This is a genomic window from Bacillus sp. JZ39 (assembly GCF_053903145.1).
In genome coordinates, this window is sequence record NZ_CP096389.1 from 3,578,221 (window position 1) to 3,605,200 (window position 26,980).

Sequence of the window (26,980 nt, forward strand, 5' to 3'; positions counted from 1 at the left end):
ACCCCTTCTATCGATTTTCCCCGGCTAATTGACGTTCAATGCGCTGAAGCTTCCCGCTTACGCTGCCGTCATAAATCCGGTTTCCAATGCGGACTTTAATGCCGCCTATTAAATCCGTCTGCACTTCATTTCTGATTCTCAGTGAAGCGACTCCGGCTTTTTTTGCAAACACTTGTGATAATGGTAAAATTTCAGCATCCGTCAGCGGTTTCACTGAATATACGATTGCGTCTTCTGTTTGACGGGCCTCATTTGCGAGTTTGATAAACTCATCTGTGAGCTCAGGCACAATCGCGGCACGATGGCGGTCAATCAAAAGAAAAATCGTATTAAGCACGGACTGTGACAAAGAGCCAAATGCATTTTGGATCAGCTCTTTTTTCTTCGCAGCCGGCACCTTCGGATGGTTCAACACATCATTAAGCGCTTTTTCATTTTGAAATACTTGTTTTACAACAGTTAGCTCTTCTTCTACTTGATTCAGCTGAGCGGACTCATTGGCTATATCAAAAAGAGCTGATGCATATCGTTTAGAGACAGCTGATCCACTCATCGGCTTTCTCCTACCTCTTTAAGATAGTCCTGGATCAATTTCTCTTGCGCTTGTTCATCCAGTTCTTTTTCGATCACTTTCGACGCAATCATGACAGAAAGAGACGCTACTTGCTCACGGAGAGCAGAAACCGCCTGTTCTTTTTCCTTCACGATTTCAGTTCTTGCTGCTTCTTTCAGACGTTCAGATTCTGCACGTGCAGCCTGAATAATCTCTTCTTTTTGCTTCTCTCCCAGTTTCTTTGCGTTTTCGATAAGAGTTTGGGATTCCTGTCTTGCTTCTTTTAAAAGAACGCGCTGCTCTTCAATAAGCTGCTGCGCTTCTTTATTTTTTTCTTCAGCAGACGTAATTTCTCCAGCGATGTGGTCTTCACGCTGTTTCATTATGTTTAATAGCGGCCCTAAAGCGTATTTCTTCAGAAGCGCTAATAAGATTAACATAGCTAACAGTTGGAACAGGATATCTCCGCCGTTAAACGACAATCCTAGTTCAAGTGGTAATTGAGACATCTACTACGGCAACTCCCTTCTGCAGGTTTTTCTTTGCTGATCCAGCAGCCGCACTTGTCTCTTTTCAGCCGGCAAGGCGGGATGCTTATCAGACATAAAGCAATGGCGAAGGTTCTCTTGGAATGATCTTCGCCATTTTTAGTTCATATAAGGCTTTTATGCTTAGCCAAAGAACGCTAAGAATGCGATAACGACAGCGATAATAGGAAGGGCTTCAACTAATGCGATACCCATGAACATAAGAGTTCTCAGTTCTTTACCTGCTTCCGGCTGACGGGCAATCCCCTCTACCGTACGTGAAACAATCAAACCGTTACCAATACCTGCACCAAGTGCGCCTAAACCAATTGCAATCGCAGCTGCTATTAAATTCATGAAAAAGTTCCTCCTTTAAAATGTTATCCGTTTGGATATAATGTTTTAATGATCATGACTGATTTTATGAGACATGTACACCATCGTCAGCATTGTAAAGATAAATGCCTGGATAGCACCAATAAATAAACTGAATGCTTGCCATGCCAGCATCGGCAGAATGGCACCGATTGTACCGACAAGACCGAGAGCCACGCTTTGCGAATAATGGCTTGTTGCTAATCCCGCAAGCAGGCCGAGAAGAATCTCACCGGCGAAGATGTTACCATACAGCCGCAAACCTAGAGTCAGCGTATTCGCAAACTCTTCGATGATTTTCATCGGGAGCATGAATGGAACAGGTCTTAAATAGTCTTTGGAATATTCCTTGAGCCCTTTCATCTTCACACCATAGTAGTGGGTTAAAGCAACAACCATCACGGCTAGCGTTAATGTAATGGCAGGATCGGCTGTCGGAGACTTCCACCAGAGCTCATGTCCGATTGTAATAGAGAACGGCAGCCCCAGCATATTCGACACAAATATGTACATCAGCAATGTGACACCAAGTGCCAAGAAGTTAGCCCCTGTTTTTAAATCCATTGTACTGCCAATAATATTGCGGACGAAATCAACAATCCATTCCATAAAGTTCTGGGCTTTTCCGGGACGGATCGAAAGCGTTCTTGTCGTCAATATAGCAATCAATAAAACAATCACACTCGCCACAGTAATCATCAGAATGTTTGTCAGATTAAAAGTAAGACCTAGAAATTCTATAGTTCTGTAACCATGATTCAAAGGGTTTTCACCTCTCTTCCATTGATGAACGTTTAAGCTGGATAAAGGAATCTATCATAATGACAGGGTATATTGTCATTAATCCAATAACTGTACTTGCCATATGAAAGTATTCGGGATTTTTATAGGCAACAGCCACAGCAAGAATCGCATTGCACCACCGCGCTGCGCTCCCGAGAGATCGTATGGACTTTCCTTTCTCAACAGCTCTGTCAAAAGCATTCATTCTTCTGACGAGCAGTAAAAAATTAAACAAACTGAAAACAGTTCCCAGAATAAGGCCTAAAAAAACGGTTTTATACGCTGTTAAACCATAACCCAGTACATACACTGCCAAAATGAACAATAAATATTTGCGTTGTCTGCTAAATGTAAGCTTGGGATCGTCCATCAATTATCTGTCTCCTGATGAAAAAATAATGTATAGCTTGGATACGGCAAAAATCAGCGGTTAACCCTTAGTAGAAGACCTTTTTTGACCGGCAAAACGGGCCTGTTCGAAAAAATCATTCATCCGCAAGCCTTGCAGGGATGCTGTTTCATTCGCTTAAATAAATCCTCATAATACGGGTTTGCTGAGAGGATTTACATTGAGGATGAGGACTATAATGAAAGCTATGAAAACCTTCTCATAATACCCTCGTTTAGCATACAATAGCCCCTAACATGTGTCAATCTGTTTAAAGTTAAAAAACTTTTTATACTTTACGTCTCCACAGAATGTTCACATTTTCACCTATAATTGTATACAGATTCACCGAATAGCAAAAAACTGGATAAAAAAATGAAACCCCCTTTTGGGGATTTCATTTTTTATTTTGTTCCAAACATGCGGTCACCCGCATCTCCGAGACCTGGAACAATATATCCTTTTTCATTTAATTTTTCATCTAGCGCCGCAATGTAAATATCAACGTCCGAATGATGCTTCTGCAATTCTTCCACACCCTCCGGCGCTGCTACAAGACACATGAAACGGATATTTTTCGCACCGCGTTTTTTAAGGCTGTGAATGGCTTCAACTGCGGAACCGCCTGTAGCGAGCATCGGGTCAACCACGATGAATTCACGCTCTTCCACATCAGAAGGAAGCTTGACATAGTATTCCACGGGTTTTAAGGTTTCTGGATCACGGTAAAGGCCGACATGTCCCACTTTTGCCGCAGGAATCAGCTTTAAAATGCCGTCAACCATTCCCAATCCTGCTCTGAGGATAGGAACCACTCCGAGTTTTTTCCCTGAGATGACTTTCGATTTCGCAGCCTGAACCGGTGTATTGATATCCACTTCTTCCAGAGGAAGATCGCGGGTAATTTCAAATGCCATGAGTGTAGCCACTTCATCTACTAGCTCTCTAAAATCCTTCGTACCTGTATTTTCATTCCGTATATATGTCAGCTTGTGCTGAATTAAAGGATGATCAAATACATAAACCTTTCCCATACTGTGTTTCAGCTCCTTTTTTATTGTCCCATCAACAATTACACACTTCTATTGATTCTACAAAAAAAGACATTGAGTTTCAAGAACATCGTCAAAAAACCCGCCGGGCATAAGCCCCAGCGGGTTTTAGGATCTTAATAATCTAATTCTTTATATAAAGGAAATTTATCAGTCAGAGCAGCTACACGCTGTCTTGCTTCTTCAAGTTTTCCTTCATCTTCGTGGTTTTTCAATGCAAGCGCAATGATAGCACCGACTTCTTCTAATGCGTCTCCGTCAAAACCGCGGCTGGTTACAGCAGCTGTACCAAGACGGATGCCGCTTGTTACAAAAGGTTTTTCAGGATCATATGGAATCGCGTTTTTGTTAGACGTAATACCGATTTCATCAAGTACATGCTCCGCAACCTTACCAGTCAGTCCGAGCGAACGAAGATCAACAAGGATAAGGTGGTTGTCTGTTCCGCCTGAAACGAGCTGGATGCCCTCTTTCGTTAAGGCTTCAGCCAGACGTTTCGCGTTTGAAATGACGTTTTGTGCATATGTTTTGAAATCGTCCTGCAATACTTCACCGAATGAAACAGCTTTTGCGGCAATAACGTGCATCAGCGGGCCGCCTTGAATTCCAGGGAAAATCGATTTATCAATTTTCTTGCCAAACTCTTCACGGCAAAGGATCATACCGCCTCGAGGACCGCGAAGTGTTTTATGTGTTGTTGTTGTAACGAAATCAGCGTAAGGAACCGGGTTTGGATGAAGGCCTGCCGCAACAAGTCCTGCGATATGTGCCATATCCACCATGAAGTAAGCGCCGACTTCATCAGCAATTTCACGGAATTTCTTAAAGTCGATTGTACGAGGATACGCACTTGCTCCTGCTACGATAAGCTTCGGTTTATGAGCGAGGGCTTTTTCACGCACGTCATCGTAATCAATATATTGAGTTTCTTTATCTACGCCGTACTCAACAAAGTTATATTGAACACCGCTGAAGTTGACTGGGCTTCCGTGTGTTAAATGGCCGCCGTGGGAGAGGTTCATCCCAAGTACAGTATCGCCTTGCTCCAAAATCGTGAAGTACACTGCCATGTTTGCTTGCGCGCCTGAATGAGGCTGAACGTTTACATGCTCCGCTCCAAAGATTTCCTTCGCGCGGTCACGGGCGATATCTTCAACGACATCGACGTGCTCGCATCCGCCGTAGTAGCGTTTGCCCGGATATCCTTCTGCGTACTTATTTGTCAAAACAGATCCTTGTGCTTCCATAACCGCTTCACTTACAAAGTTCTCAGAAGCAATCAATTCGATCTTAGTCTGTTGGCGTTCACGCTCATTTTTAATGGCGTTAAACACTTGTTCGTCTTGCGCAGGTAAATGTTTCATCAGCGAGATCCTCTCCTATCCGTATCCTGTTCTTTGTTTTTACCATCACTATTGTACATGGTTTTTAAGGCCGATGTAAAAGATTATTTTTAAAAAATCTAAATTTTTATTGGTAAAAACGAATATTAATAACTTAAATTTAATTTAAAGTTCGGAATTTATTTCACTGTCTTAAAATAAAAGAAAAGACTGGCTATGCAGTCCTTTCATTCGCACTCATAAACCGCCCGCACTCCGCCGATTAGTTTCGGCCGTGTACGCGCCAATGTCACATGAGCTGAACCGAGGCTGTTTTGAGAGACACGCACAGGGACAGCCACCGGCTTCAGATGCATGCCGATAAACGTATCGCCTATATCAATTCCGGCGTCAGCCTGAATGGTTTCAACAAGAACAGGAGACTTCATCTGCTTAAACGCATAAGACGCCATCGCTCCGCCCGCTTTTGGAACGGGCACGGCAGAAACGGTTGGAAGCCTGAACAGCTTGGCCGTTTCTGCTTCGACGACAAGCGCTCTGTTTAAATGCTCGCAGCATTGAAACGCCAGATGGATTCCCGTTTTTTCCCGAAGCTCAGCAAGTCCGCTGTAGATGCTTTCAGCGATATCTACACTGCCCGATGTGCCGATCCGGCTGCCGGCCACTTCGCTCGTGCTGCATCCAAGGACGAAGAGCTGATCTTGTTTCAATTCCGCTTGGTCCTGAAACTCAGACAGCATCGTCTTCCACGTTTGTTTCAACTCATTCATTAAACAGCACCCCTACAGGTTTTTCTCTTCATAATCTGAGATTTTTCCAATACGCGTTTGGTGTCTTCCCCCGGTAAACTCAGTAGTCAGCCAGATTTTTGCGATTTCCCGAGCCAAACCAGGTCCGATCACCCGTTCACCCATCGCAAGGATGTTTGTGTCATTATGCTCCCTCGTCGCCTTCGCGCTGAAGGTATCGTGCGCCAGCGCGCAGCGAATCCCTTTTACTTTATTAGCGGAAATGCTCATGCCGATGCCTGTCCCGCAAATTAAAATGCCTCTGTCAACTTCGCCGCTAACCACTTTTTCGGCCACCGGAAAAGCATAATCCGGATAATCGACAGAGCCGCTGCCGCAGTCACAGCCCATATCAATATATTCAATTTGCAATTCGTCCATTAACTCTTTGATTTCATTTCGAATGTGAACGCCGCCATGATCCGATGCAATGGCTACTTTCATCTGCTTTTCCTCCCAGCGTGTGTGATGCGGCCCGCCCGCTTTATTGACCGCGCAGCCTGTCCGCTCTTTGATTCACACCATATGATGTGCTTTTCACTATATTCTACTCCTTCACGCAGGATTTGCAAATGACCTGTTTACAGATTTTCTGACAACTTATCTGCGGTCTTTTTTCAGCTGTTTTGCCAGCTGCCGAAGAAGCTCTTCAAGCTCATCTCGCGTTTGTTTATAGATGTCAATTGAGCCGCCGAACGGATCGATGACATCACCATGGCTGCCTGTGACATATTCTTTTAACGTAAACACTTTATCACGATAACGTCCAAATTGGCTGGCAATGATCTGCTTGTGCTGATGGGTCATAGCCAGAACCAAATCAGCCGACTCCATATGCTCTTCAGTTAATGGAGAAGACACATGATTAAGGGCAATGTGTTTTTCAAACAGCGCTTCGACTGCATGAGGCGTCGCTTTCCCATTAGGTGAAGCAAACACGCCTGCCGAGCGGACATTGACATTCAGCCCTTCCATTTCTGCAATTGATTTAAAAAGCGCCTCAGCCATTGGGCTGCGGCACGTATTTCCAGTACAGACAAAAATAATATCCATGTCAGTCACCCCTTATTTTTCTCTATTATATATGAAGAAAAAAGAAACGGCGACTTCGTTTCTTTTATTGGTATATTAAATTGGCAAAAGCAGCTTTAATCCAAACACGATTAATATGATGCCCCCGAGCGCTTCGCTGTATGTGCCAAGCCATGACTGCACTTGTTTTCCGACCAGCAGGCCCAGCCATGTCAACATCATGCTGAACAGCCCGAACAGGGTAATTGTGAGGAGCGGATGCGAGCCGTATATCCCCAAGCTCAAGCCGACGGAAAAGCTGTCAAGGCTGACGCCGATGGCAAACAGCAATAAGCCCGGCCCTGCCGGTGACATGAATCGTTCTTCTGACTGTTTAAAAGAGGCCATAAGCATTTGAACCCCAAGAACAAAAAGCAGCGCCCCACCGATATAAACCGCTAACACGCCGAGGAGCCCTGACAGCATGTTACCGGCCGCCATCCCTGCGAGAGGCATGATGACGTGAAAGAGGCCGATGATGAAACCAATATAGAATATCTGCTTCTTTCTAAGTTTGACCATGCCCATTCCAAGGCCGACAGAAAAAGCATCCATCCCTAAAGCAAACGCCATGATGCTTAATGTAATCAGTTCGCCTATAAACAAATCCGACATACATAAATAACCCCCTTGGACACGCCCCGCTTTTTTAGCCTATGCGTGTCCAAAAAGGGTTAGAACATCTGACTGCTTTCAGCGAATCACTCTTCCTCCGGCGGCTTTCATCAGCCTGTTCATAATAGCAAGACCGACACCTGTGTCCGGAAAGGATTCCGCAATAATAAAGTCCACCTTATTCTCATCAAAGCTGCGCAAAGCATCATACAGCCCTGCCGCAACAGTCTCAAGCTGAGCCCGTCTTCCGCAGCTCTTCACATAATCAGCAGAATAAACGCCCGCGTTTTCTTCTGTCGTCAGGACACCGACCCGTCTTCCGCCCTGTTGATATTCTTGAATGAGGTGCTGAATGCGCTCTGGGCTGCCTTCGCAAATGGCAAGAGGCGCTGTCGGCGCATAATGTGTATATTTCATCCCTGGAGAAATCGGCTTCACGTTTTGGTCGCTGAGCCCTTTATCCACATGGATCGGCCCGATCACCGCTTCAATTTGTTCCTTCGTAATGCCGCCAGGACGCAAGAGAACAGGGATGTCGTCCGCACATGAAAGCACGGTTGATTCGACCCCGATTCCGGTAGGGCCTCCATCCATAATACCGGCTATGCGGCCATCCAAGTCGTGAGCCACATGCTCTGCTTTTGTGGGACTTGGCTTGCCTGATAGATTGGCGCTCGGTGCTGCAATCGGCAGTCCCGATTCGCGAATCAATGCAAGGGCAAGCGGATGATCCGGCATTCTAATGGCAACCGTTTCAAGACCTGCCGTTACACGAGGTGAAAGCGCATCAGGTTTGCAAGGCAGAATGAGCGTAAGTGCTCCCGGCCAAAACCGTTTCATCAATGTTTTCGCCTTTTCCGGCGCTGGGCCCGTTAAATCCTCAAGCTGGCTGATATCCGCAATGTGGACAATCAGGGGATTATCGCTCGGCCGTCCTTTCGCCTCATATATTTTTTTGACGGCATCCGTATTTTTTGCGTTTGCGCCTAGGCCATATACTGTTTCTGTCGGAAAGGCAACGACCTCATTTTCTCGGAGCAAAGCGGCTGCTTGTGCAATTTGTGGATCATTTGTGGATAACTCGTCAGTTACATCCACAAACCATCTTTTCGTTTTCATTTCTGACCAAACTCCTTATTCACAACAATAAAACGATTGTTTTACGCGTGTAATCCTTTTGAAAGTATAAAAGATGTCCTGTAATAAAACAAGCGTTATCCACAAATTGTGGACAACGCTAATAAAGAAGTGGATAAGTATGTGTATAAACTGCACTTATCCAGACGCTTTTTTCATCAAAACGGCTCCTTCTGTTTGCCGCGATTCACAGAAGTGATCAGAAGAAAACAGCTCCTCCGGTACACTCTCAGCTCTTTCAAAACCCATAGCCGTCAGAAAGTCCGCAGAGGAATGCTGATTTGCTACTAGGTACACGGTTTTGATCTGATGCTTTTCGCACAGCACCTCCATGCTTTGAAAAAGCGTGACAATGTGGCCTTGGTGAAGCTTGTCCGATATGACAAGTGATCGCAGCAGCCCCTGGTCACAGCTTATTTTTTCAATACCGAGGCATCCGGCAATGTTTTTCTCACTGTCCTCCAGCATAAGAAATTGAGTGAAGCCTTCTTTCACGCCTTCATAGCTGGTTTTTGCCTGTTTTAAAAATGCCTCGAGCACATCTCCGTCTTTTTCCCTTGCCACCCGCAGTTGATAAAACATCCGTTCACCCCGTTTTTGCGTTCTTTCTTCCAATCTATGAGGCAAATCTATTTTTAGACCAGATGATTAGGAAAAAAGGTCGGAAATCCATTCGACTAAAAAGAATTTCACTTCTGTGCCGTCTTCTTTTTCTTCGTTCTCTTCTTTTTTGGCTTTTTCCGCTTTAGCGGTTACGTCCTCAAGCACTTTTTCAGTCTGCTTTTTTGAGGCTTCTTTATCTTCTTGTTCTTTGACGGCTTCCCCGTTAGAAAAATCGAGAAAGCAGAGGGGCGGGAACAGCACACACCACCAGTTGGCGCCGTCTCCGTTTCCAAGCGTAATCAAAATCGCTTCATACTCACCGGCAGGATATACCATGTTGCCGTAAAGCTTTGTCGGAAACGAGATTTTGTCAAAATCAACGGATATCGACTGATTCGCTCCTTCTTTCTCCATTGTTTCCTTTGCAATTGCTTTGATTTCAGGCAGCTTTGAACGAATCACGCGACGCGCTTCTTCAATAGAAGTAATATCCTTTACCCAAGTTGTGATTTCTTTATTCACCGCGTCTCTTATATGACGTTTTAATTGCTGGTCTTGATCACTATCGCTGTTTGCCAATATTCTCAAACGAATCGCCTGATCCGGTATGACCACCGGCTGATTTTCCGATTTTTGTGCCGTCTCTTCTTTTGCCAGCCCTACGAGCGCTCCAGATAATAAAAGAAAGATATATATACAAATGATTACTGTTTTTTTCATCGGTCCCCACCGTTCCTCTCCGTGCTTTGTTTCTAGCCCTATTATGGACAAGGAGAGCCGGGGGTAAACGTGCAGGGTGAAAAAAATCTAGCAAGCTGTTAATCTTATTTATGGTACGATAGTGTTTTAGGAGGTTTAAGATGAAATACAATTATACAGTGCTGTTATCAGCATTCACGATGTCCGTTCTTTATTCAGTAATTTATATTCATTCATTTATCATTGCCGCTCTCATCACAATGGCATTTTATTTTCTGTTTCCTTATTTGATCTTCGCACTGCCGCTTCAAATCATGATGAATAAAAAGCCGAAACGGTTCAGCCCTTTGTATCTGCTGTATTACCTTGCCGCTGCTTTTATTGCCAACGCGATCATTTTCGGCGTGCTTCAGCCTTCGGGACAATCTTTGTTTCAAAATACAGCCTTCTATCTTTTCGCTGTATTAACAGCTCTTATCTATTGGATATGGGACTCTGTTTTACTGCAAAAAAAGGAAGCCTAAGAGGCTTCCTTTTTTATTAAAACAAAATCGTCAGCAAATAACATAGAATGGAAGGTATCGCCGCAACAAAGAAAGCGGCCGCCATTTTCATGCGAGATGTACGGCCTTCTTTGGTTTCTGAATGGTAGTTTGCCCGCTGATCGCTTCCGCTTACAGCCAAACCCGATGTAATGATCGCGAGCCCCACTAAAACGAGAGACGCAACGCCAAAAATCGCTTCATATGAAAGAGCCTGCGGAAAAATGGTGCCAATCATGCTCTCAATCGCAATGAGCAGGATTCCTGCTGTCAGGGCCTTTTTCATGTTTACATCCCCTTTGCTGGTGTTAAACAGCTTGATCCATTCACTCGCCAGCAAGCTGCTTATTTATTTTTATGAATCAGAGCGCATATGGTTCTGTCTTTTCCATTAATATCTTTCAGCACTTCCACTTCCGCTCCCTTAAACGCCTTGAGGATCAGGTCTTTGACCGCCGCTCCCTGGTTCCAGCCGATTTCAAAAACGACAAATACTTTATCCTTCATGACAAGCGGAATGTCTTCCATAAACCGCTTATAAAATTTCAGCCCGTCTCCGCCATCGGTGAGCGCGTGCAGCGGCTCATGAAAACGGACAATTTCCGATAGATCAGCCATTTCTTCCTCTGATATATATGGCGGGTTTGAGACAATGATATCCGCTTTTTTTCCCGCCTTAATAAAAGGCTCAAGCAGATCGCCCTGATAAAAGCGCACATTTGCTCCGAGTTTTTCTGCATTGGCAGAGGCGACTTGCAGCGCCTCTTTCGAAATATCGACCGCCGACACAGAAAAGCTTTGGTTTTCAAGCGCAAGCGTGACGGCTATTGCGCCGCTCCCTGTACCAACGTCAACAACTTCGAGCTTGCCGTCTTCAGAAAAGACACTCCGATATTTTTCAAGCAAATGAAAGACAACTTCTTCAGTTTCCGGCCGCGGGATCAGCACATCATCATTCACCATAAATTCCCGTCCATAAAAAAACTCTTTTCCTATAATGTATTGAACCGGCACGCCCTCTTTATGCATCTCAACGTGACGCTTAAAGCGATACAGCTCGTCTTCACCAATCGGTTCCTGTAAGCTTGCGAGCAGTTTGCTTCTCTCCATTCCGGTATCATAAAGCAATAGGAGCTCGGCAGCATTTTCTTCTCTTCCCGCTTCGGTTAAATAAGAAGAAGCCCATTTCAGGGCTTCGAATATCGTCTTCATCTTAACCTTCCGACTGCTGAAGCTTGCTTGCCTGATCTTCAACAATCAGCGCTTCAACCACTTCGTCAAGTTTTCCTTCAAGAATCTGATCAAGCTTTTGAATCGTCAAACCGATTCTGTGATCCGTCACACGGTTTTGCGGGAAGTTGTATGTGCGGATACGTTCAGAGCGGTCACCAGATCCGACTGCTGATTTCCGTGTTTGATCATATTCAGCCTGGGCTTCCTGCTGAAATTTATCATAGATTCTGGCACGGAGAACCTTCATTGCTTTTTCTTTGTTCTTAATTTGAGATTTTTCATCCTGGCATGATACAACTACACCTGTCGGCAAGTGAGTCAGACGAACCGCAGACATTGTTGTGTTAACGCTTTGTCCGCCCGGTCCGCTTGAAGCAAACGTATCGACACGGATATCCTTCTCATGGATGTCAACCTCTACCTCTTCTGCCTCAGGAAGACATGCTACTGTTGCAGTGGATGTATGGATGCGTCCGCCTGATTCTGTTTCCGGAACACGCTGTACGCGGTGGGCGCCGTTTTCATATTTGAGTTTAGAATACGCGCCGCTTCCCGTAATCATAAAGATGATCTCTTTGTAGCCGCCTGTTCCGGTTACATTCGCTTCCATGACCTCTGTCTTCCAGCCCTGAAGCTCGGCATAACGGGAATACATTCTGTACAGGTTGCCCGCGAATAAAGCGGCTTCCTCGCCTCCCGCAGCCCCGCGGATCTCCATAATAACGTTTTTGTCATCATTAGGATCTTTCGGGATCAAGAGCACTTTCAGCCGTTCTGACAGTGTTTCCGTTTCCTTCTGAAGTTCAGAAATCTCTTCCTTCACCATGTCGCGCATCTCAGCGTCCAGCTTCTCTTCAAGCATCGCTTTTGCATCAGCCAGCTGTTCTGACGCATCTCTGTATTGTCTATATACGTCAACTGTTTCTTGTATATCAGATTGCTCTTTTGAATATTCTCTCAGCTTTTTCGGATCGTTGACTACTTCTGGATCGCTCAAAAGCTCATTTAATTTCTCGTATCGTTCTTCAATTGATTTTAAACGGTCTAACACGGTCTTCACCTCTGTTTTCCTGTGCGTAACATTCTCATTATAGTATAGTGATTAACCCCAGTCAAAAGCATTTCAATCCCAGCTGGAAAAGCCCCCTCTGCTATACTGGAATTCGAGGAGGGATGATGTTGCTGAAATCCATACATCATATTGCAATCATATGTTCAGATTACGAAAAGTCGAAAGCTTTCTACGTACATAAGCTTGGTTTTCAGGTGATTCAAGAAACGTACCGCGAAGAGCGCGGCTCCTATAAGCTTGATTTGTCGCTTAACGGCTCGTATGTCATTGAGCTGTTCTCGTTTCCCGATCCGCCCGAACGACAAACCCGGCCTGAAGCCGCAGGCCTGCGCCACCTCGCCTTTACAGTCAGCAGCTTGGATAAGGCGGTTCAGGAGCTTCATGAAAAAGGAATCGAAACAGAGCCAATCAGAACAGACCCGCTGACCGGCAAACGTTTCACCTTCTTTTTTGATCCTGACCAGCTTCCATTAGAACTGTATGAACAATAACAGTTTTTGAAGAAAAAAAGGAGATACCCACTTTCTTTGCCGAATCTTTTCTTGTTTTGTCTAACGGGAAGGGAACCTCATTCTATGGTCGAATACCTAGCTTAAAAGGAGGTATGGGATCATGAATACAAATATGGTAGCAAGTGAACTCGGCGTCTCCGCAAAAACGGTGCAGCGGTGGGTGAAGCAGCTGAATCTTCCGGCCGAACGCAATGAGCTCGGACACTATTCGTTCACGGCAGAAGACGTGAAGGTTCTAAAATCCGTTCAAAAACAAATCTCTGAAGGCACGGCGATTCAGGATATTCATCTGCCGAAAAGCGCTAAAAAGCGCACAGGCTTCCTTGTCCAAAAAACAAATAGCGACACAGAACGAAGAATCGAGCAGCTTGAACAAAAGCTGGACACCCTTTTACAGCAAAGGCAGGACGAAAGTGAATTGATGGCAAGAATGTCGGAACTGGAACGCCAGCTGAAACAAAAAGCCGATGAAGGTGTATCTTACCAGCTGCTTCAGCACCGCAGAGAAATCGATGATATTCTTGCAGATCTGCAATCACTGACCTCACAAATGAAAGAATTCACCGCTCAGCCGATCCCCGAGACTGCTGCTGCTTCTGAAAAAACCAAAACGAGAAAAAAACCGCTGCTGTCACTGTTCAAATTTCAAACCTAAAGCAAAAAGCTCCCGTAAAGGGAGCTTTTTTTGTTACGCAGTAAGCGCGATAATGATTGGAAGTGAAATCAATGACAGAATCGCACTGACCACAAACGCAGTTGCAGTTTCTTCTTCTTGTTTCTCGAAACGAGTCGCAATCATGGCTGCAACGGCAGAACCAGGGAATGCAACAAGAAGGATTGCTTTTGTTGTTTGGTCAGCCGGAAGTCCGATAGCAAGAGCAATCAAGAACATTAATGCAGGCTGAACCGCAACTTTTAGTAACGCAATACCGATAGCCGGCATACTGAGTTTAATTTTACGAATACCAACGGTAACACCGACAGCAAAGAGAGCAACACCAGATGTTGTGCTTCCAAGCTGATCAAGCATTTTAACACCCAGCTCAGGAAGAGTGAAATTGAAAACCAGCACTAAGATCATACTGATTAACGGAGCAGCTGCAAGCGGCTCACAAAGACCATGCAGGATTGATTTTCCTGTCATCTTCCAGAAGCTGTCGCCACTCTCTTCGTTTTTCTTAGAAGACTCACCAACAGTAGCGATAATGATCGCGAGCGGATCAAGAATCGCGTTAACCACGATACCTGTGACCGCGATCGGAATCGCAACTTCATTCGCTCCGAATAAGCTTCCCAATACCGGGATACCCATAAATGCGAATGTCGGCTGTGCAGAGTTCAAAGAAAATACAGATGAGTTCGTTAAATCATACTTGAAAATAAATCTGCAAACCAAAAGAATGATGATATAGAAACCAACAATCCCAATAATTAAAGAAATCATTAAAGGTACTTGTGATAAAAATTCACTTCTGGAAGTTGTCAAAATACCAGCGATAAAGTGAGCTGGAAGTGCGTATTTCGTTACTAACGTACTTACCCCTTTTGCCGACTTGGCATCATAACTTCCAAAATGTCCTGCAAACCAACCCAGCACGATAACAAAGAAGATCGGCGCCAGGAGGATTAAGATATCTAAGATGCTCAAAATATTCTCCTCCAAATCCTATGTCCGTATACTTTAGCTTTACAAAAAGCTTTCCCTCGGACAGAAAAATTTACTCGCTAATTATTTCGCGATGACTTTTTTGTATTCAGGTGTCCACATTGCATCAAGTACCGCTTGTTTCACATCTTCAGGCTGACGATTTGCCACGCCGTCTTTAATTGCTGCTTCAGCAACGGCAATCGCAACTTGGATAGAAACCTCTTGAAGCTTATCAATGCTTGGAAGCAATCCTGCTCCAGGTGTTTCAAGATCAACCATTTCAGCAATCGCATCAGCAGTTGCAGCAAACATAGCAGGTGTAATGATACGCGCTTCAGCTACAATTGAACCAAGTCCAAGACCAGGGAACGCGAATGCGTTGTTAGATTGTCCGATTTCATAAGAAACACCGTTGTATTCTACATTGTCAAATGGGCTTCCTGTTGCAATAAGCACTTTTCCGTCAGTCCATTTGAACAGATCTTCAGGAACAGCTTCAGCAAGGTGAGTCGGGTTAGACATCGGCATGATAACCGGACGGTCTACGTGAGATGCCATTTCTTTTACAATTTCCTCTGTGAATGCACCTGAAACCCCTGAAGTACCAATCAAGATTGTTGGTTTCGCTTGACGAACCACTTCATCGAATGGAATTTGACCTTTTTCATCGCGCTTCCAGTCTTTCACTTCATCCGCATTGCGAAGGTAAGGTTTTTGGAAATCAAGGATGCCTTCGATGTCTTCAGTCAGCAAGCCTCTGTAATCAAGTGTGTAGAAACGTTTGTTAGCTTCTTCTTCAGATAATCCGGCTAGCACCATTGTGTCACGGATTTGGTCAGCAATACCGATACCAGCAGAACCAGCACCGAAGATAACAACACGCTGATCTTTAATAGAAGCGCCGGTTTTCTTCATAGCAGCAAGCACACCTGCAAGTGTAATCGCGCCAGTACCTTGAATATCATCATTAAATGTCAGGATTTCATGATTGTATTTTTTCATGATGTTGCGTGCATTTTTGTTGCCAAGGTCTTCCCAGTGAAGAAGCGCTTTAGGGAAGAATTTCAATGCAGCTTTTACATAAGCGTCAATGAAAGCTTCGTAGCGTTCACCTTGAACACGTTCATGCTTGTTACCAATATATAAAGGATCGTTTAGAAGTTTTTCGTTATTCGTACCGACATCAAGCACAACCGGGATAACACGGCTAGGGTCAATACCAGCTGCAGCAGTATAAACAGCCAATTTACCGATTGCGATATTAATACCGCCTACACCCCAGTCACCGATACCGAGAATGCTTTCGGAGTCAGTAGCAACGATAAGATCAATATCGCCTGCTGTCGCATGAAGGTTTTCAAACGCTTTTTCAATACCGTCAATGTTGTCGATTGACAAGTAGATTCCTTGAGGTCTTCTATATTCATGGCTGTATTCCTGAATCGCTTCACCAACTGTTGGCGTGTACACAACAGGAAGCATTTCGCGAAGATGGTTTTTCAGCAATTTATAGAAAAGAACTTCGTTACGGTTTGCAAGATCACTTAAGTAAACATTTTGACGAAGGCGGTCAGGCTGCGCTTGGAATTGCTCGTACGCGCGTTGTGCTTGTTGATCAAGAGAAAGTACAGTTGGCGGCAGAAGCCCTTCTAAGCCGAGTTCTTGTCTTTCTTCTAGTGAAAAAGCAACGCCTTTATTTAAAGTAGGAATAGATAAAACTTCTTTTCCTCTAAGAGTTGTTTCTAAGTGGCCTTCTTTCGTTTTTTTTATGTTATTCAAGCAAATCTCCTTCTTTCTTGAAATAGTTAACCAAGTTAAGTAATAACCCATCTAAAATATGACCGATCATGATCTTTATGCGACTTTGTGACAATTATTCGAACAATGTCTCAAAACTATTTACATTACGTAAGCTATTGTATGCCTGTCAAAATCAAAATTCAAGGGAAGAAAATTACTTAATTTTTTAATATACTTATTTAAATTTTTTAATTGAATATTATCAGAATATAAAAAAAACACCGGTGTTTTTAGCCGGTGCATTCTATCTTTATACCCATGTTTTGGACTATTTTTTAGATTTTCCTGGGACTTCGTGATGATGTCTGCATCTTGCTTCATATGATTCAGATGCACCAACCAAAATGACCGGATCATCGTAAGAAGCAGGTTTGCCGTCAATGAGGCGCTGTGTTCTGCTCGCCGGTGATCCGCAAACAGAACAGACGGCTTGCAGCTTTGTCACACTTTCCGCAATCGCCATGATATTCGGGACGACACCGAACGGCTCTCCCCTAAAATCCATATCAAGGCCTGCTGCTATCACACGGTAGCCTTTATCGGCAAGAGATGATAAAACCTCAACAATTTCCTGATCAAAAAACTGCACTTCATCAACCGCAACCACATCTGTACTTTCACTGATGTGATCCCAAATGTCCGCAGCAGACGAAATGGCATAGCTCGTCATCGATGTTCCATTATGGGAGACAACAGCAGCTTCGCTGTATCGGTTATCAATTACAGGCTTAAATACCCTGACTTCCTGCTTGGCGTAAGTCGCTCTCTTCACTCTTCTGATCAGCTCTTCAGATTTCCCCGAGAACATGCTGCCGCAAATCAGCTCAAGCCACCCGCTTTGTTTCATTATGTACATAGGCTTCGCTCCCCTCTCTCTGCCAGCTGTGTTTTAGACAATATAAAAAACAGGCAAGACTGCTGCTTGCCTGTTGAGAAATCTATTATTACTTAAGACCGTATTTTTTGTTAAAGCGATCAACACGACCATCAGCAGAAGCGAATTTTTGACGGCCAGTGTAGAATGGGTGGCATTCAGAGCAAATCTCAACGCGTACCTCTTCTTTTACTGAGCCTGTTTCAAATTCATTTCCGCAAGCGCATTTAACTGTTGCTTTTTTGAAATTAGGATGAATTCCTGCTTTCATTGTATCCATCTCCTTCCGCCCTGAATCCCGTGTGGAAACAGAGTTATTATTTCGGAGCATTTGTCCGAAACGCATATGAGAAAATTATATCAGTGATTTACTTCTTTTGCAAATACAATTTACCTTCTAGCAGATGATAGATTTGCCTGTTTCCATTCTTGATTGAGAATATCGAAAAATTCCTGGTTTGTTTTGGTTTTTTTCATTTTTCTCATGAACTTTTCTGCGAAATCAGGTGAATCAGACATCGTTTTGCGGATAGACCATAAACGATCAAGATGCTCTTTAGGCACAAGCAGCTCTTCTTTGCGCGTTCCTGAACGGCGGATATCGATGGCAGGGAAGATGCGGCGCTCGGCAAGAGAGCGGTCAAGATGGAGCTCCATGTTGCCTGTTCCCTTGAATTCTTCATAAATGACATCATCCATACGTGAACCTGTATCGACCAGAGCCGTAGCAAGGATGGTTAAGCTGCCGCCCTCTTCGATATTTCTCGCAGCCCCGAAGAAGCGTTTCGGACGGTGGAACGCCGCTGGGTCAATCCCCCCGGAAAGCGTTCTTCCGCTTGGCGGAATCACTAAGTTGTAGGCGCGGGCAAGCCGTGTGATACTGTCCATCAGGATAATGACGTCTTTTTTGTGTTCCACGAGACGCATCGCACGTTCAAGCACAAGCTCGGCCACTTTGATATGGTTTTCCGGCACTTCATCAAACGTTGAGCTGACGACATCCCCAGCTACAGAGCGCTCGATATCGGTTACTTCCTCAGGTCTTTCGTCAATTAAAAGCACGATCAGCTCTGCTTCAGGCTGGTTCGCTGTAATGCTGTTGGCAATTTCCTTCAGCAGCATCGTTTTTCCGGCTTTCGGCGGCGCAACAATCAATCCGCGCTGTCCAAATCCAACCGGCGCCATCATGTCCATAATTCTTGTAGACAAGAAGTTCGGCTTTGTTTCAAGCACCATTTGACGATCCGGATAAAGTGGCGTAAGAGCCGGGAAATGCACACGCTCTTTTGCAGATTCGGGATCATCCCCATTTACTGCTTCAACGTGCAAAAGTCCATAGTAGCGCTCATTTTCTTTTGGCGGGCGAACCTTGCCTGATACTTTGTCTCCGTTCCGCAAATCGAAACGGCGGATTTGTGAAGCTGAGATGTAAATGTCTTCTGAGCTTGGAGAGTAGTTGATCGGTCTCAGGAAGCCGAAACCTTCAGACTGGATGATCTCAAGAACGCCTTCCATAAACAGCAGATCTTCTTGTTCTGCATTCGCTTTCAGAATGGCGAAAATGAGTTCTTTTTTTGTCAGTTTGCTGTAATAGGAGATTTTATAATGTCTTGCAAGTTCATAAAGCTCTTTCAATTTCATATTTTCCAAAGAGGAAATAGATACGTCTTTCATAAAAACACCACGCTTTTCATAGTCAATATCTTACTCTGAACATGTCATCTGCTGCTTTTGCACAACATCCGCCAAAGCACATTCTTTTTTTAACATAAAGGAACTTCTATCGGTAACACTTCCACCCATGATCGGCGCTTTTGTTAAAAGGATTGTCTTAATGAGTTTTGAAGGAAGCGAGGACAAAAACATGAGAAGATCAATACTTATATCGTCTGTATGCGGTAGAAATTGAAACTTTCCTAGTGCTTAAAAGAAGGTATTACGCAGTAAAATTCGCAGCACTCTTTATTTTTACCTTATTTCAAAAAATTATTCAACTGAAATAAGGTTTTGACACGGAATTGATAGAGTTGACGCTTTTCTGCAAAAGTTAAAGCGGGCTCACACCCGCTTTTTCTGTTTGTTATGGACGGATTACAAGATTTGGTTTCTTTTTCAAGCTGTGTCTGCCGTCAACGAAACGAACAGTGCCTGATTTTGCACGGATAACTAAGCTTTCAGTTGTACCGACAGAGCCTTTGAATTGAACTCCTTTTAACAGCTCGCCGTCAGTAACCCCTGTAGCTGCAAAAATCGCGTCATCACCCTTCACAAGGTCTTCCATGCGAAGGACTTTGCTTAAATCAAGGCCCATTTTGTGACAGCGAGTGATTTCTTCTTCGCTTTGCGGAAGAAGTTTACCAATGATTTCTCCGCCGAGTGCTTTTAGCGCAACAGCGGAAAGCACACCCTCGGGAGCGCCGCCTGATCCGAACAGGATATCAACGCCCGTGTGGTCGAAAGCCGTGTTGATGGCGCCTGCGACATCGCCGTCATTGATCAATTTGATTCTGGCGCCGGCCTCACGAAGCTCGGAAATGATTTTTTCGTGTCTTTCACGGTTTAAAATTGTGGCAACGACGTCCTCAACGTCCTTGTTTTTCGCTTTTGCCACCGCTTTAAGGTTGTCAATGACAGGTGCTTCGATGTCAATGCAGCCCACCGCTTCCGGACCGACTGCAATTTTTTGCATATACATGTCAGGAGCATTCAGAAGCGTGCCATGGTCTGCGACCGCGATCACCGTCAGCGCGTTCCAGCCGCCGCTTGCTAAGATGTTTGTGCCTTCAAGAGGGTCAACTGCGACATCAACGCGAGGGCCGTACCCGTTTCCGAGTTTTTCCCCGATATACAGCATCGGCGCTTCGTCCATTTCCCCTTCACCGATTACAACGGTCCCTTTCATCGGCACTGTATCAAAAACGTCTCTCATTGCACTTGTTGCTGCTTCATCAGCCTCATCTTTTTTTCCCCGGCCCATCCATCTTGCTGATGCCAATGCCGCAGCCTCGGTTACACGTACCAATTCCATTGATAAACTTCTTTCCATTTCAACACGATCTCCTCTCACAAGAAACCATTATGAATTTTGAAGCTGTTCTATTTCTTCGTCAGTCATTCTTTCACGCCAAATTGTCGCTCCAAGCCCCTCAAGCTTCTTCTCAAGGCTGCTGTATCCGCGGTCAATATGCTCCAGTCCCGTAATTTCCGTGACGCCATCAGCCATTAGTCCGGCTACCACCAAGCAGGCTCCGGCACGCAGATCACTCGCCTTCACTTTTGCGCCTTGAAGCTCGACAGGACCTGTGATGATGGCAGATCTGCCTTCTACTTTCATATTGGCACCCATTCGTCTCAGCTCATCAATGTGCTTGAATCTTGCCGAATAGATGGTGTCTGTGACGACACTCGTCCCTTTCGCCCTTGTCAGGAGCGCCGTCATCGGCTGCTGTAAATCAGTCGGAAACCCCGGGTATACGAGGGTTTTGACGTCAACCGGCTTTAAGTTCTTCTGCCCGCCGACAATGAGGAGCTGGTCGTCGCTTGTTTCGATATGATAGCCCATTTCTCTCAGCTTTGCCGTTAACGACTCAAGATGAGTGGGGATGACGTTATCGATAATGACTTCCTTGCCCATTGCAGCCCCTGCAATCATAAATGTCCCGGCTTCAATTCTGTCCGGAATGATCGTATGCTTGCAGCCGTGCAGTTCCTTCACGCCGTCGATTCGAATCACATTGGTACCCGCACCTTTGATTTTGGCGCCCATGCTGGTAAGCAATGTCGCGACGTCAATGATCTCAGGCTCCTTGGCAGCGTTTTCGATGATCGTTTTCCCTTCTGCCAAAACAGCGGCGAGCATAATGTTAATCGTTGCCCCAACGCTTACGACATCTAAATAAATCCTTGCGCCTCTCAGCCTTTCAGCTCGCAAATAAATGGCGCCTTGTTCATTGGTTACTTCAGCTCCGAGTGCTTCAAAGCCTTTGATATGCTGATCAATCGGACGGGGCCCTAAGTGACAGCCGCCAGGCAATCCAATGACCGCCTGCTTGAAGCGGCCGAGCATCGCCCCCATTAAATAATATGACGCGCGAAGCTTTTTTACTTTCCCGTTAGGAAGCGGCATGCTGATCATCGACGTAGGGTCAACAACCATTTCCCCATTCTCAAAATGCACGTTGCCGCCGATTTCCTTTAACAGGTCACGCAGCGTTTCAATATCTGAAATCTCTGGAAGCCCTTCAATTGTCACCTCGGAATTTGCCAAAATGGTTGCGGGTATTAACGCAACAGCGCTGTTTTTAGCGCCGCTGATATGTACTGTACCGTTTAACGAGTCACCGCCGGCAATATTCAACTTTTCCATGATAGTCTCCTTCCATAAGAAGATAGCTGCGGAGCTAAATAAAATGTCATTTTATTCTGTCTCTGCAAATAAAGCTCATGTCCAAAATCTAGCCAATTCGAAGAGAAAGAATACAACACATTGTAAAATATCAGGAAGAAAATAGCGAAGCTTTGGGGGGGTACAGGTTTCAAAAGATGCACAGAGACCCGCCGGCTCGAGAGACATCGTCGTCATCCGGCAAAAGCAGTACGCATACCCTTCATTCCAATATCAGCTTCTGCAGCCCAATGATTCCTTCTCTGTAAAGCGGCGTCAGCATCTGAAGATCCGCTGTATCAGGTCGGTGAAATACAAAGGCCGCGGCAAACAGGCATAAAGCTGTTTGCCGCCCCTTTCATTATTTGTTCCAGTCTGCCAGGAATTGTTCGATTCCTTTGTCTGTTAACGGGTGTTTAGTGAGCGCATGAATGACTTTCAGCGGCATTGTGCCGATATGAGCCCCTCTAAGAGCAGCTTCCGTCACGTGCTGCGGATGGCGGATTGACGCTGCAATGATTTGCGTGTCAAGGCCGTGAATGTCAAAAATCTGTTTAACTTCTGAAATCAGGTCAAGCCCGTTGTGGCCGATGTCATCTAAACGTCCCAGGAATGGAGATACATATGTTGCCCCCGCTCTGGCAGCAAGAAGCGCCTGGTTGGCATTGAAGATCAATGTAACGTTTGTTTTGATGCCTAAGTCAGTAAGTGCTCTTACCGCTTTTAAACCGTCAGACGTCATTGGGATTTTCACCGTAATGTTCGGAGCGATCTTCGCCAGTTCTTTTCCTTCCTCGATCATTTCCTCAGCTTTCAAAGAAATAACCTCTGCGCTTACAGACCCTTTCACGACGTCTGTGATCTCGCGAAGACGGTCGTGGAATGATACGTTAGCTTCCTTTGCTACTAAACTAGGATTCGTCGTTACACCGGCGAGAATTCCTAATTCATTCGCTTCTCTAATTTCATCGATATTGGCTGTATCAACAAAGAATAACATTTTCAAAAAGCCTCCCTGATTAAGAAATTTTCTGAACTGCGAATATGATTGCGCTTTCTAAAGATAGACGGAAAACCGCCTGTCAAGCTGTCAGGCGGCTATAAAAAGTTCCAATTGAATTAAGCTTGGTTTGAAGAACCAAATTCACGCATTTTACCGATAACTGTTTCTTTGATCGCTTCACGAGCTGGTCCAAGGTATTTACGTGGATCGTACTCGTCAGGCTTAGCTGCCAATGTTTCGCGAACAGCTTTTGCAGAAGAAATTTGGTTTTCAGTATTCACGTTGATTTTAGCTGTACCAAGTGAAATTGATTTTTTGATGTCAGCAGTCGGAATTCCAGTACCGCCGTGAAGAACTAGCGGAAGACCAGTTGATTTTCCGATCTCTTCCATTTCTTTGAAGCCAAGGTTTGGCTCACCTTTGTAAGGGCCGTGAACAGAACCTAATGCAGGTGCAAGGCAGTCGATGCCAGTGCGCTCAACAAGCTCTTGGCACTCTTTAGGATCAGCGTAGATTACGCCTTCAGCGATAACGTCATCTTCTTGTCCGCCTACTGTTCCAAGCTCAGCTTCTACAGATACTCCGTGGAAATGAGCAAGCTCAACAACTTTAGCAGTTGTTGCTACGTTTTCTTCAAATGGATGGTGAGAAGCGTCGATCATTACAGATGTGAAACCTGCATGAATCGCTTTCGCACAAGATTCAAAGCTTGAACCATGGTCTAAGTGAATCGCAACAGGAACTGTCACTTTGTACTCTTCCATAAGTGCTTTTACCATAGCAACGACTGTTTTGAAGCCGCCCATGTAGCGTCCCGCACCTTCGGAAACACCAAGGATCACTGGAGATTTTTCTTCTTCAGCTGCTTGTAAAATCGCTTGAGTAAACTCAAGGTTGTTTAAGTTAAATTGTCCTACAGCGTACCCTTTTTCTTTAGCTGTATTCAACATTTCCGTCATAGAAACTAAAGGCATGTCGAATGTCCTCCTTATGTAGCCTGATTGTCTTCTAGCGAAAAAAGCTTTCCACCCTAGCATGACCCATATATTGCTGTCATATGTAAATACTCAGATCGCTTTTTCTCCATAACTAGGATACCAACTTTTCGACAAATCGGCAACATAATGACATGATTCATTTGTTTCTTCTTTTTGTCAGTTAGACTTCAGGGGCAGATATTTTTTGACGGCGTCTCTGATTTCGTCGATGTCAAACGGCTTGGCAAAGTGCGTCAGAGCGCCCAATTCCTTCGATTCCTGGATCATGTCGAGCTCTCCGTATGCCGTCATGATAATGACCCGGATGTTTTCGTCAATGACCTTCATCCGTTTTAAGATTTCGATTCCGTCCATGCCGGGAATTTTCATGTCCAAAAGCACAAGGTCGGGCCGTTCTTTTGTCACAATGTCAAGCGCCTGCAGGCCGTTCGCAGCCTGAAACGTCTGGTAGCCTTCTTTATTGAACACTTCATTTAGCAAAATACGAATGCCGTATTGATCATCAACGATTAAAATTTTTTCATTCATCATTTTACACCCCAATATTATGATTTTCGTCAAAAGTAAGCAGTATTGTATGTATTCTGTTTGATTTTCCTATTTCCTTTAATTATAATAGTCTACTTTACGACATTTTCTGAGCATTTTCTCTTTTGTTGTATACTGATATTGTACGTTATAAAGGAGGATTCACTTATGTTGAAAATATTCACGACGCAGTTAACAGGTATTTTTTCCCGCATTCAGGATAAGGAATCTGACGCGATTGAAGATGGGGCGCGGCTGCTTGCTCAAGCGGTGATCAGCGGGCATTCCATTTATTTATACGGAGCAAATGAGCTGCAGGGCGTCTTTTTTGAGGCCACTGAAAGCAAAGAACCCTTCCCATCTGTCAAAGCCTTTCCAGAAAGCGCTGAGGAAGTGACAGAAAGCGACAGGGTGCTGATGTTTTGCTCAGGGACGGGCACAGCCGAAGAACAGGCGCTCGCAAAAGAGCTTTATGAAAAAGGTGCGGGAGTCGTATGCGTATCGCCCGCAGCCAAAGACAGTGCGGGAATAGAACAGTATTGTGATGTGCATATTGATTCTAAATTAAAAATGCCGCTTGTTCCGGATGAAGACGGCACCCGTTACGGGTTTCCCTCTTTAATGACAGCACTGTATGTCTATCACGCTTTATCGTTTACACTAAAAGAAATTCTGCAAGAGTATGCATAATATCTTATTGTACATGCTGGAACTTGCCGGAAACAAATAAAAAAGACTTGCCCGCTTTTGACAAACGGCAAGTCTTTTTTATTACTTCTGATTTGCAGCTTCGACAGACGCTCCGATAAAGCCTTTGAATAGAGGCTGAGGTCTTGTCGGTCTTGACTTGAACTCTGGGTGGAACTGAGAAGCTACGAACCAAGGGTGGTCTTTCAGCTCGATGATTTCAACAAGGCGTCCATCAGGGCTTGTGCCTGAGAATACGAAGCCTTGCTCTTCCATTTGCTGTCTGAATTCATTGTTAAACTCATAGCGGTGGCGGTGGCGCTCGTACACCACTTCATCCTGATACACTTCAAAGGCTTTCGTGCCTTCTTCAAGCTTACAAGGGTAAAGGCCGAGACGAAGCGTTCCCCCAAGATCCTCCACATCCTTTTGTTCAGGAAGAAGATCAATGATCGGGTATTGAGTTGACGGATCAATTTCCGCTGAGTGAGCGCCTTTTAAGCCCAATACGTTTCGTGCGTATTCAATAGACGCCACCTGCATGCCCAAGCAAATGCCCAAGAACGGAATGTTGTTTTCGCGCGCGTATTTTGTCGCGACGATTTTGCCTTCAACACCGCGGTCTCCGAATCCGCCCGGCACAATGATGCCGTCTGTTCCGCTTGTGAGTTCTGCGATATTGTTTTCTGTCACTTCTTCCGCGTTGATCCATTTCACTTTTACATCTGTGTCAAACGCATAGCCCGCATGGCGGAGAGACTCGACAACAGAAATGTATGCGTCAGGAAGCTCAACGTATTTGCCGACAAGGCCGATTGTAATCGTTTGAGACAGGTTGCTGACTTTGTTAACAAGCTCTTTCCATTCGGACATTTCCGCTTCTTTGCATGCCAATTTCATGTGCTCGCAAACAAGCTTATCAAGCCCTTGTTTTTGAAGCTCCAGCGGAATGGAGTAAAGGTTGTCCGCATCTTCACATTCAATAACCGCTTTTGTATCGATATCGCAGAAAAGCGCGATTTTATCTTTCATATCTTGAGAAATCGGCATTTCTGTACGAACGACGATGATGTTTGGCTGAATGCCCAAGCTGCGCAATTCTTTTACGCTGTGCTGTGTCGGTTTTGTTTTTAATTCGCCAGCAGCTTTAATGTAAGGTACGAGCGTACAGTGGATGTACATTACGTTTTCACGGCCGATGTCGCTCTTCATTTGGCGGATCGCTTCAAGGAATGGCAGTGATTCGATGTCTCCGACAGTACCGCCGATTTCTGTAATGACAACATCTGCGTTTGTCTCTTTCCCTGCGCGGTAAACACGGTCTTTCAATTCGTTTGTGATGTGCGGAATGACCTGTACGGTTCCGCCAAGGTAATCTCCGCGGCGTTCTTTTTTAAGAACTGTTGAATAGATTTTACCTGTTGTCACGTTGCTGAATTTATTCAGGTTAATGTCGATAAAACGCTCATAGTGACCAAGGTCCAAGTCTGTTTCAGCGCCGTCATCCGTTACGAATACTTCACCGTGCTGGTACGGGCTCATTGTTCCCGGGTCAACGTTGATGTATGGATCGAATTTCTGAATCGTCACGTTCAGTCCGCGGTTTTTCAGCAAACGCCCTAATGAAGCTGCTACAATACCCTTTCCAAGTGAGGATACAACTCCCCCGGTTACAAAAATATATTTCGTCATTTCGTTTGCTCCTCTCTTCGCTCTTAGCTACATTTTTAAAATGTACTATTTTATAAAAAATCATTTAGCCTTT

33 protein-coding genes are annotated in these 26,980 nt (G+C 44.8%); 4 read left to right on the plus strand and 29 right to left on the minus strand.

Annotated features, from left to right (window positions below; genetic code table 11):
* Window positions 1-7: 7 nt before the first annotated feature.
* The 14 genes from M1D65_RS18330 to spoIIR form a co-directional block, all read right to left on the minus strand.
* A complete protein-coding gene (locus M1D65_RS18330) occupies window positions 8-553 on the minus strand; it encodes a F0F1 ATP synthase subunit delta (RefSeq protein WP_003227679.1) in 546 nt (181 codons plus the stop codon).
* On the minus strand, window positions 550-1,062 hold the full coding sequence (gene atpF, locus M1D65_RS18335; protein ID WP_003244051.1) for a F0F1 ATP synthase subunit B: 513 nt from the start codon (window positions 1,060-1,062) through the stop codon (window positions 550-552). The genes M1D65_RS18330 and atpF overlap by 4 nt, the downstream gene beginning before the upstream one ends.
* Before the next feature lie 162 nt (window positions 1,063-1,224).
* On the minus strand, window positions 1,225-1,437 hold the full coding sequence (gene atpE / locus M1D65_RS18340) for a F0F1 ATP synthase subunit C (RefSeq protein ID WP_003151167.1): 213 nt from the start codon (window positions 1,435-1,437) through the stop codon (window positions 1,225-1,227).
* 45 nt (window positions 1,438-1,482) lie between these two features.
* A complete protein-coding gene (gene atpB / locus M1D65_RS18345) occupies window positions 1,483-2,217 on the minus strand; it encodes a F0F1 ATP synthase subunit A (RefSeq protein ID WP_003242621.1) in 735 nt (244 codons plus the stop codon).
* Between the two features lie 7 nt (window positions 2,218-2,224).
* Window positions 2,225-2,608, minus strand: coding sequence for an ATP synthase subunit I (gene atpI / locus M1D65_RS18350; protein WP_003243159.1), 384 nt, complete (start codon window positions 2,606-2,608; stop codon window positions 2,225-2,227).
* 422 nt (window positions 2,609-3,030) lie between these two features.
* Entirely contained in the window at window positions 3,031-3,660 is a 630-nt protein-coding gene (gene upp, locus M1D65_RS18355) for a uracil phosphoribosyltransferase (protein WP_003227670.1), read from the minus strand.
* Window positions 3,661-3,794: 134 nt separating this feature from the next.
* On the minus strand, window positions 3,795-5,042 hold the full coding sequence (gene glyA, locus M1D65_RS18360) for a serine hydroxymethyltransferase (protein ID WP_003227669.1): 1,248 nt from the start codon (window positions 5,040-5,042) through the stop codon (window positions 3,795-3,797).
* 206 nt (window positions 5,043-5,248) lie between these two features.
* The gene (locus M1D65_RS18365; RefSeq protein ID WP_003227667.1) at window positions 5,249-5,791 is read right to left on the minus strand and encodes a TIGR01440 family protein; all 543 of its coding nucleotides are present in this window, start codon (window positions 5,789-5,791) and stop codon (window positions 5,249-5,251) included.
* Between the two features lie 12 nt (window positions 5,792-5,803).
* Window positions 5,804-6,253 (minus strand): ribose 5-phosphate isomerase B, encoded by a 450-nt coding sequence (gene rpiB, locus M1D65_RS18370; protein ID WP_003221910.1) that lies wholly within the window; start codon window positions 6,251-6,253, stop codon window positions 5,804-5,806.
* Window positions 6,254-6,409: 156 nt separating this feature from the next.
* Window positions 6,410-6,862 carry a protein arginine phosphatase PrpB gene (gene prpB, locus M1D65_RS18375; protein ID WP_015384897.1) on the minus strand — a complete coding sequence of 151 codons (453 nt, stop codon included), beginning with the start codon at window positions 6,860-6,862 and terminating at the stop codon, window positions 6,410-6,412.
* 75 nt (window positions 6,863-6,937) lie between these two features.
* Complete coding sequence (locus M1D65_RS18380) at window positions 6,938-7,495, minus strand: manganese efflux pump MntP (RefSeq protein ID WP_003227661.1); 558 nt, start codon at window positions 7,493-7,495, stop codon at window positions 6,938-6,940.
* 78 nt (window positions 7,496-7,573) lie between these two features.
* Entirely contained in the window at window positions 7,574-8,614 is a 1,041-nt protein-coding gene (locus tag M1D65_RS18385; protein WP_032727049.1) for an L-threonylcarbamoyladenylate synthase, read from the minus strand.
* 156 nt (window positions 8,615-8,770) lie between these two features.
* Complete coding sequence (locus tag M1D65_RS18390; RefSeq protein ID WP_003244265.1) at window positions 8,771-9,214, minus strand: GNAT family N-acetyltransferase; 444 nt, start codon at window positions 9,212-9,214, stop codon at window positions 8,771-8,773.
* 66 nt (window positions 9,215-9,280) lie between these two features.
* Complete coding sequence (gene spoIIR / locus M1D65_RS18395) at window positions 9,281-9,955, minus strand: stage II sporulation protein R (RefSeq protein ID WP_003227654.1); 675 nt, start codon at window positions 9,953-9,955, stop codon at window positions 9,281-9,283.
* A 140-nt stretch (window positions 9,956-10,095) separates the two neighbouring features.
* Between spoIIR and M1D65_RS18400 the strand changes: the two genes are divergently transcribed.
* Entirely contained in the window at window positions 10,096-10,458 is a 363-nt protein-coding gene (locus M1D65_RS18400; protein WP_014478265.1) for a UPF0715 family protein, read from the plus strand.
* A 16-nt stretch (window positions 10,459-10,474) separates the two neighbouring features.
* Here M1D65_RS18400 and M1D65_RS18405 read toward each other — a convergent pair whose 3' ends face one another.
* From M1D65_RS18405 to prfA, 3 genes are read right to left on the minus strand one after another with little or no spacing between them, the layout of a single operon-like run.
* Complete coding sequence (locus tag M1D65_RS18405) at window positions 10,475-10,762, minus strand: DUF5316 family protein (protein ID WP_003244050.1); 288 nt, start codon at window positions 10,760-10,762, stop codon at window positions 10,475-10,477.
* A 59-nt stretch (window positions 10,763-10,821) separates the two neighbouring features.
* Window positions 10,822-11,688: a peptide chain release factor N(5)-glutamine methyltransferase gene (gene prmC, locus M1D65_RS18410; RefSeq protein WP_021480814.1), complete on the minus strand. Its 867-nt coding sequence runs from the start codon at window positions 11,686-11,688 to the stop codon at window positions 10,822-10,824.
* A 1-nt stretch (window position 11,689) separates the two neighbouring features.
* On the minus strand, window positions 11,690-12,760 hold the full coding sequence (prfA, locus tag M1D65_RS18415; RefSeq protein ID WP_003227645.1) for a peptide chain release factor 1: 1,071 nt from the start codon (window positions 12,758-12,760) through the stop codon (window positions 11,690-11,692).
* Window positions 12,761-12,885: 125 nt separating this feature from the next.
* Between prfA and gloA2 the strand changes: the two genes are divergently transcribed.
* Together gloA2 and racA are read left to right on the plus strand one after the other, a co-directional pair.
* On the plus strand, window positions 12,886-13,272 hold the full coding sequence (gloA2, locus tag M1D65_RS18420; RefSeq protein ID WP_021480816.1) for an SMU1112c/YaeR family gloxylase I-like metalloprotein: 387 nt from the start codon (window positions 12,886-12,888) through the stop codon (window positions 13,270-13,272).
* A gap of 121 nt (window positions 13,273-13,393) precedes the next feature.
* Window positions 13,394-13,948, plus strand: coding sequence for a chromosome-anchoring protein RacA (gene racA / locus M1D65_RS18425; protein WP_021480817.1), 555 nt, complete (start codon window positions 13,394-13,396; stop codon window positions 13,946-13,948).
* Between the two features lie 33 nt (window positions 13,949-13,981).
* On the opposite strand, the gene M1D65_RS18430 is transcribed toward racA, so the two are convergent.
* The 11 genes from M1D65_RS18430 to spo0F all read right to left on the minus strand — a co-directional run bounded on the left by M1D65_RS18430 (window position 13,982) and on the right by spo0F (window position 24,531).
* Window positions 13,982-14,941 (minus strand): AEC family transporter, encoded by a 960-nt coding sequence (locus tag M1D65_RS18430; protein ID WP_003242497.1) that lies wholly within the window; start codon window positions 14,939-14,941, stop codon window positions 13,982-13,984.
* Between the two features lie 81 nt (window positions 14,942-15,022).
* The gene (malS, locus tag M1D65_RS18435; protein WP_003244309.1) at window positions 15,023-16,720 is read right to left on the minus strand and encodes an oxaloacetate-decarboxylating malate dehydrogenase; all 1,698 of its coding nucleotides are present in this window, start codon (window positions 16,718-16,720) and stop codon (window positions 15,023-15,025) included.
* 289 nt (window positions 16,721-17,009) lie between these two features.
* The gene (locus M1D65_RS18440) at window positions 17,010-17,597 is read right to left on the minus strand and encodes a thymidine kinase (RefSeq protein ID WP_024572668.1); all 588 of its coding nucleotides are present in this window, start codon (window positions 17,595-17,597) and stop codon (window positions 17,010-17,012) included.
* 88 nt (window positions 17,598-17,685) lie between these two features.
* Window positions 17,686-17,886 (minus strand): 50S ribosomal protein L31, encoded by a 201-nt coding sequence (gene rpmE, locus M1D65_RS18445; RefSeq protein WP_003151132.1) that lies wholly within the window; start codon window positions 17,884-17,886, stop codon window positions 17,686-17,688.
* 119 nt (window positions 17,887-18,005) lie between these two features.
* Entirely contained in the window at window positions 18,006-19,289 is a 1,284-nt protein-coding gene (gene rho / locus M1D65_RS18450) for a transcription termination factor Rho (RefSeq protein ID WP_003221939.1), read from the minus strand.
* A gap of 30 nt (window positions 19,290-19,319) precedes the next feature.
* Window positions 19,320-19,481 (minus strand): hypothetical protein, encoded by a 162-nt coding sequence (locus tag M1D65_RS18455; RefSeq protein WP_003227632.1) that lies wholly within the window; start codon window positions 19,479-19,481, stop codon window positions 19,320-19,322.
* A 214-nt stretch (window positions 19,482-19,695) separates the two neighbouring features.
* Window positions 19,696-20,661 carry a class II fructose-bisphosphatase gene (gene glpX / locus M1D65_RS18460; protein WP_014481197.1) on the minus strand — a complete coding sequence of 322 codons (966 nt, stop codon included), beginning with the start codon at window positions 20,659-20,661 and terminating at the stop codon, window positions 19,696-19,698.
* Window positions 20,662-20,691: 30 nt separating this feature from the next.
* Window positions 20,692-21,981: a UDP-N-acetylglucosamine 1-carboxyvinyltransferase gene (locus M1D65_RS18465; RefSeq protein WP_003227628.1), complete on the minus strand. Its 1,290-nt coding sequence runs from the start codon at window positions 21,979-21,981 to the stop codon at window positions 20,692-20,694.
* Between the two features lie 379 nt (window positions 21,982-22,360).
* Entirely contained in the window at window positions 22,361-22,999 is a 639-nt protein-coding gene (fsa, locus tag M1D65_RS18470) for a fructose-6-phosphate aldolase (protein WP_003227626.1), read from the minus strand.
* Window positions 23,000-23,118: 119 nt separating this feature from the next.
* Window positions 23,119-23,976, minus strand: a complete 858-nt coding sequence (locus M1D65_RS18475) for a class II fructose-bisphosphate aldolase (protein ID WP_003243339.1) — start codon at window positions 23,974-23,976, stop codon at window positions 23,119-23,121.
* Between the two features lie 180 nt (window positions 23,977-24,156).
* On the minus strand, window positions 24,157-24,531 hold the full coding sequence (spo0F, locus tag M1D65_RS18480; protein WP_003227621.1) for a sporulation initiation phosphotransferase Spo0F: 375 nt from the start codon (window positions 24,529-24,531) through the stop codon (window positions 24,157-24,159).
* Between the two features lie 165 nt (window positions 24,532-24,696).
* Between spo0F and M1D65_RS18485 the strand changes: the two genes are divergently transcribed.
* Entirely contained in the window at window positions 24,697-25,218 is a 522-nt protein-coding gene (locus M1D65_RS18485; RefSeq protein WP_014481199.1) for a DUF2529 domain-containing protein, read from the plus strand.
* 81 nt (window positions 25,219-25,299) lie between these two features.
* On the opposite strand, the gene pyrG is transcribed toward M1D65_RS18485, so the two are convergent.
* A complete protein-coding gene (gene pyrG / locus M1D65_RS18490) occupies window positions 25,300-26,907 on the minus strand; it encodes a glutamine hydrolyzing CTP synthase (protein WP_003227612.1) in 1,608 nt (535 codons plus the stop codon).
* Window positions 26,908-26,980: the final 73 nt, after the last annotated feature.